The sequence below is a fragment of the Rhodococcus sp. MALMAid1271 genome, from assembly GCF_049195265.1.
Classification (GTDB): Bacteria; Actinomycetota; Actinomycetes; order Mycobacteriales; family Mycobacteriaceae; genus Rhodococcoides.
Window position 1 is genome coordinate 225,692 of record NZ_JBMIRQ010000058.1, and the last position, 12,124, is coordinate 237,815.

Here is a 12,124-nt window from a genome sequence, read left to right on the forward strand (position 1 = left end):
GGGACCACACTCGCGATCGACAGTGGCTTGGATCACCCACCATAATGGCACTGAGTGCAGAAAACTAGAAGTTGGAAGGACAATGATGGCGAAGACCGCGAAACCGTCCACTCGGGCAGGTCGCCGCCCGTCCACCACGCTGGGCGAATTGAGCGATCTCGGAATCGAATTGTTCGCATCCAAAGGCTTCGAGGAGACCAGCGTCGACGACATCGCCGACGCAGCGGGTATCGCCCGGCGCACGTTCTTCCGCTACTTCCCCTCGAAGAATGCGGTCCCCTGGGGCGACTTCGATACTCAACTCGCAGCGCTGAGAACTCATCTGGCCGGCTTGCCCGAGGACATCGAGCTCGCCGACGGACTACGTTCGGCCTTGCTGCAGTTCAACACCTTCCCGGTCGAGGAAGCCGCCGTCCACCGACAACGGATGTCGTTGATTCTGGGAAATCCCGCACTGCAGAGCTATTCGATGCTGATGTACGAGGGCTGGCGAGCCGTCATCGCAGAATACGTCGCCGCGCGAACCGGATCCGAGCCCACGGACCACTTTCCGCGGACCGTCGGCTGGATGGTCCTCGGGGTGGCCATCTCGGCATACGAACAGTGGCTCACCGACGAGGCTCTCGACCTCGCACAATTGCTGTCCGAGGGCACCCGAACACTGTTCGTTGGCCTACGCGCCCCCGGCTCATCCGATCCGGCACACCTACCGTGACTCGCGCTCCTCGCCGCGCCCGCGGAGCAGCAGCGTAGGACCGGAATTCTCGATCGAAGCTCGGTATGATCGGCCGGTGAGCTTTTCGGTGCGGGCTGCAACGTCGTTCGCGGATGTTCGCGCGATCCTCGGCCCGAAGAATCCGACCTCGTCCGTGTGCTGGTGTCTGAGTCATCGACTCGATTCCGCTACCCACAGAGCACTGGTCGGCCCCGAACGCGCCGCCTATGTCGAGAAACTGACCCGTCGCGCAGTGGCGCCGGGAGTCCTGGCCTACGACGGGGACGAGGTGGTCGGGTGGGCGGCGGTGGCACCACGCTCGGAGTTGCCGTTCGCGCGGTCGAACAAGATTCCGCATGTCGACGATCTGCCCGTCTGGACGATCTGGTGCTTCCGGGTCAGAGCCGGGCACCGAAAACGCGGCATCGCACATGCTTTGCTCGACGGTGCCGTTCGGTTCGCTGCCGACCACGGAGCCCCGGCGGTGGAGGGATATCCGGTGGACAACGAGGGCCACAAGGTCGACCTCACGATGGCCTATGTGGGCACTCGCGGGTTGTTCGAATCGGGGGGCTTCGAGTTCGCAGCGCCGACGACGTCGGTGTCCGGTGGTTTCCCGAGGGTCGTCATGCGAAAAGACCTGCGCCACTGACCTATCGGGGCTCAGGACGACGCGAGAACGAAATCGTATTCGGAAGTCCAGATGGTCTGGGCGCCCACGTCGCGTTTGTCGTAGGTTGCGATGAGCGATTCCTTGACCCCGAACACGGCGTCGGATTCGAGGTATTCGTCGCCGTCGACGAAGGTGTGTGTCACCAGCCGTTCGTAGCCGTCGGCCGAGACGAGGAAGTGCATGTGCGCCGGCCGGTACGGGTGTCGCCCGAGCCGGGTGAGCATCTGCCCGACGGGGCCGTCGTCGGGGATCGGATACGAGGTGGGTTTGATGCCGAGGAAGCTGTATTTGCCGTCTGCTCCGGTGATGAAACGGCCCCGGTTGTTCCAGCGGGGTTGGATGTCGGGTTGCTGGACGTCGTAGTAGCCGTCTTCGTTGTCCGACCACACGTCGACAACTGCACCTGCGATCGGTGCGCCGTCGGTACTGCTCACGCGCCCCTCGAACAGGCACGGCTCGCCTTTTCCGTCGAGACTGATGTTCTCACCCATCTCGCGGATCGGCGCATTCTCGACGTGGAACGGCCCGAATACCGTGCTTTCGGTGGCACTTTCGGGGCGACGGTGGTTGATGGCGTCGACGAGCATGGAGACGCCGAGAACATCGGAGAGCAGTATGAATTCCTGCCGTTCGGGCCCGCTGATCTGACCTGTCCTGGTGAGGAAGTCGATGGCGAGATCCCATTCGGCTTCGGTGAGCCCGACGTCTTCGACGAACTCGTGCAGGTGCCGAACGAGGCTGCTCATCACGACGGACGCTCGGTCGTCCGCGGGCACACCCATGCGTTCGTTGACGATGTCTACCGACGCCTGTTCGGTGAAGTACTTCATGCGAGTGGTCCCCTCCTCGTGTTCGGGCGGATGCCCTCGTAGGCATCTCGCAGGACGCCGCGGATGGAGTCTCGGTCCAGTGGGCGCGGCGACCAGTACGGCGAGGCGACCGCCTGATCGGCGACGAGATCCAGCTGGTCGACGGTCACTCCCAGGTCCGCCAGCCGCAATGGTGCTCCGATGTCGACGGCGAAGTCGTACAGTCCCGTGCCCGCCGAACCACCGAACAGCGCCGCGACATCGGTGAGTGCATCCGGGACGGATTCTTCGACGTAGCCGATGGTGTGGGGCAGCATGATGGCGTGGGTCTGCGCGTGCGGCAGATCCAGGGCACCACCGAGGGTGTGACACAGCTTGTGGTGCACCGACATTCCCACACCACCGAGGACCGTGCCGCACAGCCAGGCGCCGTACAGGGCTCCGTCGCGAGCGTCCTGATCTTCGGGAACCTCGATCAACGCGGGCAGGCAATCGCGCAGCACCCTCAGACCCTCGACCGCCATCAGCGTGTAGATGGGGCTGCCGTCGCGAGCGTAGGTAGCTTCGGCAGCGTGCGCCATCGCGTTGAGGCCGCTGGCGATGGTCAGGTCGATCGGCATCGAATCGGTGAGATCGGGGTCGTAGACCACGGTTTCGGGGAGAATCTCCGGTCCGCGCCGCGTGGTCTTGACACCGCTGTCGGTTTCGCCGAGAACCGGTGTCACCTCCGAACCCGCGTAGGTGGTGGGCACGACGATCTGCGGCAGTCCGGTTCTTGCCGCAAGTGCCTTGCCCAGCCCCGTCGTCGAGCCGCCGCCGATCGCGACGACGCAGTCCGCGTCGAGGCTTTCCACCTCGATCAGGGCGCGAGCGGTCACCGAGGTCGGGGTGTGCATCTCGGCCAGGGCGACCACGCCGACACCGAGCGCGCCGAGGCTGCCGAGTAGACGCATGGCGTCGTCGCGCTGATGTGGGGTGGACAGCACGACCGCCCGGCTGCATCCGAGCCTGTCGATCTCATCGGACACCGTCTTGACGCTGCCCCGCCCGAAGACCACGCGTGCGGGTGACCCACTGTGAACGAACGGCGATACGGCCGTTTCCCGGATCATCGGTCGAGCTTGAACAGTGCCGCGGCGTTGCTGCGCCCGATCTTGAGTCGGTCGGCGTCGGAGATGCTGGCCGAGTCGAACCAGTTCGCCGCGTGGTCGACGTTCTCGAAAGGCCAGTCGGTGGAGAACATCACGCGCTCGGATCCGAGTTCGAGGAGAGCATCGATCAGCGTTTGGGTGCGAAAGTTGCCCGAGGTGGTGATGTGAAAGTTCTCGGTGAAGTAGTCGACCATGCGACGTTTCGCCGGGTAGGTCGCAGGCACGTCCACCCATGCGTTTCGGTTGTCGATGCGCCACAGCATGGCCGGGATTCCCTCCCCCATGTGGCCGACCACGATGTTCAGACCGGGATGCTCGTCGAACAGACCGGAGGCCATCAGTCGCAGTGCATGCACCGCGGTTTCGTGGGCGAACGCCCAGGTCGGTCCCAGCAGCCACGGGTGGCCCTGATAGATGCGTGCGTCCTGCTCGAGCGGGTTGCGCGGATGGAGATAGAACGGCACGTCGAGCCGTTCCACCTCGGCCCAGAAGGAACGGTATTGCGGCAGGTCGTAGTACAGCGGAGTGTTTCCGTCGTCAACGGACTCGCTCTGCGAGAACCCGTTGACGAGTGCACCGACGAATCCGAGTTCGGTGACACAGCGTCGCAGTTCCTCGGCGGCGGCGTCGGGATCCTGCAGTGGAAGGGCAGCGAAGCCGCGGAATCGGTCCGGACGCTTGGCGATTTCCTCGGCGAGCACGTCGTTGGCGCGGCGAGCGATGTCTACGGCGCGCTTGTGTTCTGGGATCGCTTGCACAGCAGGAGCGTTGAGGGACAGGATCATGGTTTCGATCCCGTTGTCGTCCATCAACTTCAATCGGACATCCTGAATGTCGAGCAACCGCTTCTGCAGCTCGTCCCAGTAGGTGCCGGGTACGAATCCCGCCGAGTCCTGGAGGGTCTCGGGGATGGCGAAGTGTTCTTCCAGTGCGATCTTGCCCTGCATGGTCTCTCCTCGGGTGGTGTCGGTCGGTACGAAAGTGTGGTGTCAGGCGGACGTGGCCAACAGCGCTGACTCGGCCGGTGCAATCGCCTCCATGAGGCCGGACATCAACGCGGCCAGTTCGCCGCCGGTGTGGGCGATGCCGTAGAGGTAGCCGTCGGGCCGCACGATTGCTGCGACGCATTTCTGTGCGTCGAACCAACGGGTGTACACACCACCGGTGTCGGAGGTCGGCGCACCGTCGAACATCGAGGACAGTCCGAAGACGATCTCCTTGCCACCCATCTCTGCGAACCGATTCCGCTCGTCGACCGAAATGGCCTGCAGCGGAGCGGTTCCGTCCGATACCACCAGCCATCCGGTTCCGGCGACCTCGTCGAACAATGCCGTGCGGGACGGCGTCGAGACCAATCCCTGGGGAAAGATGTCGCCGCTGTTGGCGATCACACCGCCGGACAGCGCCGGGTACTGCAGCTTGTCCGGCTTCTGATTGGCTTTGCGAGCGGCAATCATTCGCGCGTCACGTTCGGCGGCGAGGACGGGATCTCGCATCGTCTGGACGCGGCCCAGTTCGATCGCTTTCTCGGTGATGAATCGTACGTGCGGTTCTCGTTCGGCTTGGTAGCTCTCCAGGAGCGCGTCAGGATGCCCGGAGAGCACCATGTCGAGCTTCCACGCCAGGTTTCGGGCATCTCGGATACCGGAGACCATGCCCTGCGCGAGAAAGGGCGGCATCTGATGTGCAGCGTCGCCGGCCAGAAAGATGTTGCCTGCGCGCCACTTCGAGGATATGCATGATCGGAACGTGTAGTTCGCGACGCGGACGAGCTCGGCGTCCTCGGGGGTCAGGTATGCCGACACGCGGGACCACACTCTGTCCTGCTGCACCACCTCGTCTCGTTGCGCGCCGCTGTCGAGGCGGAACGAGAACCGGTGGTGGCGCGGTCCGATGTTCACGATCGCGATCGGCTCGGCGGGGTCGCAGACCTGTCGGAACGTGGGAAGGGTCGGAACGTCGCGAGTCAATTCGAAGTCGCACACCAGCCAGTTCTCGAAGAATCCGTAATCGTCGAGATCCCCGCCGATGACCTCCCTGACGATTCCGTTGCCGCCGTCGCAGCCGACGACGAACTCGGTGTCGACGCGGACGGTCCGCCCCTCGGCGTCGGTGGCGAGAACGGTTGTCCTCGAAGCGGATTGTTCGATCCCTGTCACGGTGTGACCGCGCCGTACCTCGACAGTCGGTAGGGAGGTCAGCAACTCGTCGAGCACTGTCTCGACGTGTGGTTGGTGCATCATGTACTGCGACGGCCACCCACTGCGACCCGGGTTGTCGTATTCGATGTCGAGCAGAACCTCGTCCTGGGCATTGACCCAGATATAGCCGCGCTGGACGTTGACGCCCGGCAGCATCTTCTCCGCGATACCGAGCTTCTGGAAGGTGCGCATCGTTTCGTCGTCGAACGCTGCCGCTCGCGGCAGGTTGTAGAGACCGCTGTAGCGCTCCAGGACCACCACGCTGCGTCCCTGACGTCCGAGAAGGGCGGCCAGCACCATGCCGGTTGGACCGCAGCCGACGACAACGACATCGGCCGTCGTGTCGTTGCTGGACTGCGTTGGTTCGAAAGCAGACATGGTGCTGCTCCTCTCGCTGTGACGTTCCGTCGTCGAATGTGATTGCAACCACACGTTAGAGTTCATTATTAGTGAAGTCAATGCATATTGGTGAATCTACGGTGACGGAGTTGAAACGCGCGCAAGTGCCTAGGGTGGATCCGTGACCGATACCCCAGACTCCGATTCCGTAGATGCTTCCGATCGCCCGGGCGCTCGCCAGGGCATTCAGTCGGTCGAACTCGCGATGGCCGTGATCGAAGCGCTGGAGCGAGGCCTCGGGCCGATGAGCCTGACCCAGATTGCGAACGCCTCGGGCATGGCAGCGAGCAAAGTCCACCGTTACCTGGTCAGCCTCGGACGGGCCGGGCTGATCGTGCAGTCGGGCCGATCGGGCTTGTACGACTTCGGGCCGGCAATGCGGCGGCTCGGCATCGAATCCCTGCGCCGAATGGATGACGTCAGCGTCGCCTCGGAACACCTACCGACCCTGCGTGATCGCACCGGCCATTCGATCAACCTGGCCGTCTGGGGAGACCACGGTCCGGTCCTGGTCCGATGGGATTACGGCGCACACGCGCTGCCGATCACCATCCGCGTTGGGTCGACGATGCCATTGCTGACCTCTGCCATCGGCCACGTCTACCTCGCACATCTGCCCGAGACCATGATCGCGCCGTTCCTGCGCGACGAGCTCGAGTCCATGGGTGCCGCCGCACCCGGCGAGAACGAGGTGGCGGCGCTCCGCTCGCGCGTTCGGACGCAGGGTGTCGCGAGGATTTCCGGCGAGGTGATTCCAGGGGTGATGTCGATCGCAGCCCCGGTATTTCCTGCAGGCCAGTCCATTCCACTGGTGGTAGCAGTGGCGATTCCGGCGAAGATCGGCACCGACGAGGTGATCGCCACGGCCACCGAGGAGTTGTTGCGCGCGACCGAGGCGATCTCCGAGGGTTTCGGCAGCTCGAGGGCAGCGAACGAGCGGCCCGCCTGAGGCGTCATCCCCTGGCTCACCGAAGCAATTTCGGATTCACTATTGCGCAACTCATTTCCTTATGTTGAACTGTGATCTGCGCCATACGGGCGTCGAGCCGACCGCGCAGCACGCGCCGCGCCGATCGACGCCGCAGGTCGGCATCAGCTGCGCACCAACGACTTTGCCTCGACAGGAGATACACGTGAGTAGCTCGACAACACCGAACACACAGGGGCGCAGCCTGCCCCGCGCCACCCGAAGAATGCTGTACGTGACCTGGCTCGTCGCCACCCTCGAAGGTTTCGATCTCGCGATCTACGGAGCCACGGTTCCCGTCCTACTGCAGACCCCGTCACTGGGCATCGACAGGGCATCGGCCGGAACCATCGGCTCCCTCGTCGGCGTCGGCATGCTCGTCGGAGCAGCCTTCGCCGGAGCCGTGATGCACCGATTCGGACCCCGCAAGCTGCTACTCGGATCGATCGTCATCTTCACCTTCGGCATGCTGCTGTCCACAATCGCAACGACCGGTGAGATATTCGGGCTCGGACGGTTGGTCGTCGGCCTCGGTCTCGGCGTCGTCCTGCCCACCCTGAACGCCTATGTTGCAGACCTCAGCGAACCAGGGCGCCGCGCCAGGCACATCGGACTGATGATGAGCGGATACGCAATCGGCGCACTCGCCGCTCCGCTCCTCGGGGCCGCACTACTCCCCGAGGTCTCCTACCACTGGCTGTACCTCGTCGGGGTCATCCTGCCGCTCATTGCTCTGCCGTTGATGTTCCGGTTGCCCGAGAGCCCGTTCCACTTGCGCCTCACCGGCCGAGACGCCGACGCGAAGCAGGTCGAGGACCTCTACGGACTCGCCCACGAACCGATCGTGACGAACACATCCGCCGGACGGTTCCTCGGCCTCGGCCCGCTGCTGACGCGTCGCCTCGCCCCCACCACGATCCTCGCCTGGGTGATGTCGTTCTGCGGACTGCTGCTCGTCTTCGGCATCAGCGCCTGGCTGCCCTCGATCATGCAGGCTGCCGGATACTCACTCGGCTCCGCACTGATGCAGACTGCCGCAATGTGGCTCGGCGTGTTCGTCGGAGTCATCGCAGCCGGGCCCGTGGCCGACAGATTCGGCCCACGCATCGTGGTAGTGGCAGCGTTCCTGACCGGCACCGTGAGCCTGGTGCTGATGAGCCTCTCCCCGCCCACCCCGGTGATGTTCGTATTGATGTTCGTCAGCGGTTTCGGGTTCATCGGCTCTCAGATTCTTGCCAATGCCTTCATCCTCTCCGTCTACGATCCCGAGAACCGCAGCAGCGCACTGGCCTGGGCCCTGTCGGTAGGACGCCTCGGGGCCATCGCCGGCCCGACCCTCGGAGCATTCGTTCTCGATCGCGCCAGCGGCGTCGACTGGAACTTCTACAGCTTCGCGATCGTCGGACTCGCCGGAGCGATCGTTGCCGTAGCCGTTCCGCGGCCTCGAAGCCGCCAGCCCGTTCCGAGTGCGGCAACCGATCGATCTCTCACGGGCGCGGCACCGGACACCACTCGTCGGCCCTGACCGGATCCGGCACCGAACTGCTGCAGATTCCTGAGGCTTCTCGACCCATCGCGGCCGACTACTCGGGGATCTGCAGCAGCACTCGTGTCCGAGTACCCGCGTCGACGCGGTCATGAGCCTCGGCGACGCGATCCAGAGGCATCGCGTCGCCGACGGCGATGGACAGCGCACCGATGGAAGCAGCCTCGGTCAAGTCCACAGCTGCGGCCGACTTTGCCTCCTGTGAGAAATCGTCGCTGCCTAGTAGACGAACGGTGATGTTGTCGAACAACATTGGCCAGAACGGCAGTTTCGGATGGCCCTCGCGGGTTCCGTAGGCGGCAATCACTGTGCCGTTCTTGGCAATTGCTGCATCGAAGTTTATGTTGTCGGAAAACGACACTTCGACAATGCGGTCGACGCCACCTCCGGCGAGCTCCCGCACATGCGTCACTGCTTCGTCATCGCTCAACACCACGACGTTGTCGGTGCCGTGGGCACGAGCAAGACCCGTGTCCGCCTCGGTGCGAACAGTTCCGATCACTCTCGCCCCGTTCCACCGAGCCAACTGCGCAGCCAGTGAGCCAACGCCGCCCAACACGCCGTGGACCACGACCGTCTTCCCGGCGACCGCGCCGTCACCGAGCACTGCCCGGTGCGCCGTGATGCCCGGAATTCCGAGACAGGCAGCGAGTTCGGGCTCCACCGAATCCGGCAGACCGATCGCCTGCCACGCCGGCACGACGGTGAATTGCGCGGCAGTGCCGAGCGCACGATAGGACTGCGCGCCGAACACCCACACGTGCTCGCCCACGCGCGTTCGCTCGATGCCCTCCCCCACCGCGTCGATGTACCCGGCTCCGTCGCTGTGGGGCACCACCCGCGGATACGGCATCGTCGAGCCGAGCCACCCTCGTCGCTTCTTGGTGTCACCCGGGTTGACCGAGGACAACGACAAGCGCACACGAACCTCGCCAGGTCCCGGGTCGGGTGTGGGCATATCTCCGAAACGGAGAACGTCCCGAGCCTCCCCTTGCGAGTCGTACCACGCGGCGATCATCGTGATGTACCCGAAGCGTCTGCGTCGCCCCTCGGTCCATTCACGGGAGTCGGCGTGGTGCGTTCGAGATCGAAGGTTGTCATGGAAGTCCCTTGTGAAGAAGGTGAGTCCTGGTTCGTCGGTCCCCTCACCCTACTACCTCGATTCGAGGTACACATCGAATCGAGATACACCTGACAGACTGGGCACATGTTGGAACTGGCAATTCTCGGGTTTCTGTCCGAAGGCCCCTTGCACGGATACGAACTCAAACGGCGAGTAACTCAACTGACCGGCTACGCCAAACCAGTGAGCGACGGAACTCTGTATCCCGCAATCAAACGGCTGGATCGAAGCGGTCTACTCGAGCGCCGCTCCGAACCCGGTGCGGGACCGGCTCGCTACGTACTCACCATCACCGACGCAGGACGCGACGAGCTGACGGCTCGTCTGCGCGATCCCCAGCACAACGACGTCTCGGACTTTTCGCGCTTTGTCGTGGTGCTGACCTTCCTGTCTCTCGTGCCCTCGGTGGAGGAGCAACACGCGGTACTGCGTCGGAGGCTCCACTTCCTGGAAGAACCAGCCAGCTTCTTCTACGACGAGGACCGGGCCGTGAAGGCGGAGGATGTCACCGACGTCTATCGGCGTGGACTACTGCTGTTCGCGCGCAAGACGAGTCGCGCAGAACGAGCCTGGCTCAGGTCCGTACTCGACGCCGCGGAAGACGGCGGGCGTTCGAAGCCCTGATGTGTGTTCGCATCCCCCGGCCTTGCCTACGTGCTGCATCTCGGGGAATCGCCGAAGCGAGTATCTGGAATTCCTCGAGTGTGTCGTGTGATGAACGAACTGTGCGGCGATGATTCCGGCGCACCGTGCACTGGTTCGACGTCTGCGGCTGGTGAGGCACGGTGAATGCTGCCCGATGCACGGGCCGGCAGACGGAGCTTGCCGAGCCGGTGTCAGGTGGTCTGGACGCGTTTGGGACGATTCGGACATGACGACGAACCGCCAGACGCCCTCCAACCATGGGGACGACGAGCAGAATCGCCCCGGGCTGGATCAGCGACCCGGACCCGATGGCATTCCCAGGGGGCGGCCGCCGGCGACGGAATTGGCAGCCAACGTCGTTCGCGGCGGTCTGATCGGTCTGGCCGAAACGGTTCCCGGTGTCTCCGGCGGCACGGTCGCACTGGTCACCGGCATCTACACCAGGGCCATCGCGTCGGCGAAGCATCTGACGGACATCCCCAAGGCCGTGGTGACGCGGTCCGACGTGCGCGCCGAGGTCCGTCAGGTCGATTGGTGGCTGCTCCTCGCGGTCGGCGTCGGCATGCTGTTGATGGTGTTCTCGGTGGCGGGGATCATGGCGGATTTCGTCACGGATCAACCCGTCTATTCCAAAGCGCTGTTCATGGGCATGATCGCGATGTCGGTGGCGATCCCCTTCATGGAGCTCACTCCTGATGCTTTCCCCACCACCCGGTCCCGACTGTCTGCCGTGGCCCTGTTCGTCGCTCTCGCTGTCGGGGTCATCGTGCTCACGTCGTTACCCGGGGCCGAGGCGTCGAACCCGTCGTTGATCCTGGTGTTCTTCGCCGCGACGATCGCAATTTGTGCGCTCGTGCTTCCAGGCGTATCAGGGTCGTTCTTTCTTCTGGTCATCGGCCTGTATGCGCCGACGCTCACGGCCGTCGACGAGCGAAACCTGACATACCTGGCCGTGTTCGCCCTGGGCGCTTTGGCGGGATTGGTCAGCTTCGTTCGAGTGCTCGAGTGGTTGCTGGCGAACTACCACGATCTGGCGATGGTCGCCGCTGCCGGCCTGCTGTTGGGATCGTTGCGCGCACTGTGGCCGTGGCAGGGCGAGAACAGAGAACTGCTGGCCGTCGGCAACGAATGGCCTGCTGCCCTGGCATTGTTCGCCATCGGAGTTGCGGTCGTCGCTGTGGTCGCCGTCGCGCAGCGGCGACTGGCAACCACGCGCACGCCCTGACCGAAACGACAGGCGGCGTAGCGGTTGGTGCCGGGATTACAGCAGCAGCGTGCTGAGCAACGCACACATTCCTCGAGCATCGACCAAAATAAGGGGTGGAAGATATGAAGACAGTCCGGACTCCGCTGGGTTTAACCCTACCGTCAGGCGTTTATGCAGCAATAGTGTCGTTGGCCATTACTTTGGGTTCCGCTTTGACGATGGCAAAGCTCGACTTGCCCTGGTGGGCATGGGCTGTTCAGTTTCTCATTCTGCTCGGGGTTACTTTCACAATCACCGAACATAGCGCCATCCCAGCGGGCGAGGGAGTATTCAAAGTTACCAACGCGCGGACACTGGCCATGGCGGGCGGTGGTCTGATAATCTTCGTCGTTTTATTCGCACTTTACATCACCTACCGGACCACGTGAGATACTCACGAATGGCGTCAGAATCGCATGAGTGCGCAGAGACACCTCATAGCTTTGGGCGGTGACGACAGGTCCCGTCACCGCTCAAACAATCTGCCGTTGCCAATCCGTCGGAGACGGGGGACTGCCCCAGGTTTGGTTGACATCTGATCTGTGAGGATCGCTCCTCACGGTGGAAGGATGTTCACCATGCCGAAAGCGTTCCCAGAGGAGTTCCGCCGCGACGTCATCGCTGTTGCACGCAAGGGCGAGGCCCCATT

At 63.7% G+C, this 12,124-nt stretch carries 12 protein-coding genes; 7 read left to right on the plus strand and 5 right to left on the minus strand.

The window, feature by feature from the left end; all coding sequences use genetic code 11:
- The first annotated feature begins 85 nt into the window (after window positions 1-85).
- Both mftR and ACOQFP_RS07610 read left to right on the plus strand, forming a co-directional pair.
- Window positions 86-715 (plus strand): mycofactocin system transcriptional regulator, encoded by a 630-nt coding sequence (gene mftR, locus ACOQFP_RS07605; protein WP_341243668.1) that lies wholly within the window; start codon window positions 86-88, stop codon window positions 713-715.
- Window positions 716-791: 76 nt separating this feature from the next.
- Window positions 792-1,367, plus strand: coding sequence for a GNAT family N-acetyltransferase (locus ACOQFP_RS07610; RefSeq protein ID WP_206492105.1), 576 nt, complete (start codon window positions 792-794; stop codon window positions 1,365-1,367).
- Window positions 1,368-1,378: 11 nt separating this feature from the next.
- Here the strand turns inward: ACOQFP_RS07610 and ACOQFP_RS07615 are convergent, their stop codons facing one another.
- Genes ACOQFP_RS07615 through ACOQFP_RS07630 form a run of 4 tightly spaced genes read right to left on the minus strand, consistent with a single transcriptional unit; the run spans window position 1,379 to window position 5,927 of the window.
- Window positions 1,379-2,218, minus strand: coding sequence for an intradiol ring-cleavage dioxygenase (locus ACOQFP_RS07615; protein ID WP_421583927.1), 840 nt, complete (start codon window positions 2,216-2,218; stop codon window positions 1,379-1,381).
- On the minus strand, window positions 2,215-3,309 hold the full coding sequence (locus tag ACOQFP_RS07620) for a maleylacetate reductase (protein WP_421583928.1): 1,095 nt from the start codon (window positions 3,307-3,309) through the stop codon (window positions 2,215-2,217). Before ACOQFP_RS07620 ends, ACOQFP_RS07615 begins: the two co-directional genes overlap by 4 nt.
- On the minus strand, window positions 3,306-4,295 hold the full coding sequence (gene tsdA, locus ACOQFP_RS07625) for a gamma-resorcylate decarboxylase (protein ID WP_421583929.1): 990 nt from the start codon (window positions 4,293-4,295) through the stop codon (window positions 3,306-3,308). Before tsdA ends, ACOQFP_RS07620 begins: the two co-directional genes overlap by 4 nt.
- 42 nt (window positions 4,296-4,337) lie before the next feature.
- Window positions 4,338-5,927, minus strand: coding sequence for a bifunctional 3-(3-hydroxy-phenyl)propionate/3-hydroxycinnamic acid hydroxylase (locus tag ACOQFP_RS07630; RefSeq protein WP_421583930.1), 1,590 nt, complete (start codon window positions 5,925-5,927; stop codon window positions 4,338-4,340).
- A gap of 142 nt (window positions 5,928-6,069) precedes the next feature.
- Between ACOQFP_RS07630 and ACOQFP_RS07635 the strand changes: the two genes are divergently transcribed.
- Window positions 6,070-6,897 carry an IclR family transcriptional regulator gene (locus ACOQFP_RS07635; protein ID WP_206492100.1) on the plus strand — a complete coding sequence of 276 codons (828 nt, stop codon included), beginning with the start codon at window positions 6,070-6,072 and terminating at the stop codon, window positions 6,895-6,897.
- Between the two features lie 184 nt (window positions 6,898-7,081).
- Window positions 7,082-8,440 (plus strand): MFS transporter, encoded by a 1,359-nt coding sequence (locus ACOQFP_RS07640; RefSeq protein ID WP_421583931.1) that lies wholly within the window; start codon window positions 7,082-7,084, stop codon window positions 8,438-8,440.
- Window positions 8,441-8,498: 58 nt separating this feature from the next.
- Here ACOQFP_RS07640 and ACOQFP_RS07645 read toward each other — a convergent pair whose 3' ends face one another.
- Window positions 8,499-9,419: an NADPH:quinone reductase gene (locus tag ACOQFP_RS07645; RefSeq protein WP_421583932.1), complete on the minus strand. Its 921-nt coding sequence runs from the start codon at window positions 9,417-9,419 to the stop codon at window positions 8,499-8,501.
- Window positions 9,420-9,668: 249 nt separating this feature from the next.
- Between ACOQFP_RS07645 and ACOQFP_RS07650 the strand changes: the two genes are divergently transcribed.
- The 3 genes from ACOQFP_RS07650 (at window position 9,669) to ACOQFP_RS07660 (ending at window position 11,864) form a co-directional block, all read left to right on the plus strand.
- Window positions 9,669-10,208 carry a PadR family transcriptional regulator gene (locus ACOQFP_RS07650; RefSeq protein WP_206492099.1) on the plus strand — a complete coding sequence of 180 codons (540 nt, stop codon included), beginning with the start codon at window positions 9,669-9,671 and terminating at the stop codon, window positions 10,206-10,208.
- Between the two features lie 247 nt (window positions 10,209-10,455).
- The gene (locus tag ACOQFP_RS07655) at window positions 10,456-11,454 is read left to right on the plus strand and encodes a DUF368 domain-containing protein (protein WP_421583933.1); all 999 of its coding nucleotides are present in this window, start codon (window positions 10,456-10,458) and stop codon (window positions 11,452-11,454) included.
- Window positions 11,455-11,654: 200 nt separating this feature from the next.
- Window positions 11,655-11,864 carry a hypothetical protein gene (locus ACOQFP_RS07660; protein WP_421583934.1) on the plus strand — a complete coding sequence of 70 codons (210 nt, stop codon included), beginning with the start codon at window positions 11,655-11,657 and terminating at the stop codon, window positions 11,862-11,864.
- Window positions 11,865-12,124: the final 260 nt, after the last annotated feature.

Excerpts from the sequence above, each read along its gene's own strand:
- ACOQFP_RS07630 (WP_421583930.1), bottom strand. The coding sequence starts at position 5,927 with ATGTCTGCTTTCGAACCAACGCAGTCCAGCAACGACACGACGGCCGAT.
- ACOQFP_RS07645 (WP_421583932.1), bottom strand. The coding sequence starts at position 9,419 with ATGCCCACACCCGACCCGGGACCTGGCGAGGTTCGTGTGCGCTTGTCG.
- ACOQFP_RS07620 (WP_421583928.1), bottom strand. The coding sequence starts at position 3,309 with ATGATCCGGGAAACGGCCGTATCGCCGTTCGTTCACAGTGGGTCACCC.
- ACOQFP_RS07660 (WP_421583934.1), top strand. The coding sequence starts at position 11,655 with ATGGCAAAGCTCGACTTGCCCTGGTGGGCATGGGCTGTTCAGTTTCTC.
- tsdA (WP_421583929.1), bottom strand. The coding sequence starts at position 4,295 with ATGCAGGGCAAGATCGCACTGGAAGAACACTTCGCCATCCCCGAGACC.
- ACOQFP_RS07650 (WP_206492099.1), top strand. The coding sequence starts at position 9,669 with ATGTTGGAACTGGCAATTCTCGGGTTTCTGTCCGAAGGCCCCTTGCAC.
- mftR (WP_341243668.1), top strand. The coding sequence starts at position 86 with ATGGCGAAGACCGCGAAACCGTCCACTCGGGCAGGTCGCCGCCCGTCC.
- ACOQFP_RS07655 (WP_421583933.1), top strand. The coding sequence starts at position 10,456 with ATGACGACGAACCGCCAGACGCCCTCCAACCATGGGGACGACGAGCAG.
- ACOQFP_RS07615 (WP_421583927.1), bottom strand. The coding sequence starts at position 2,218 with ATGAAGTACTTCACCGAACAGGCGTCGGTAGACATCGTCAACGAACGC.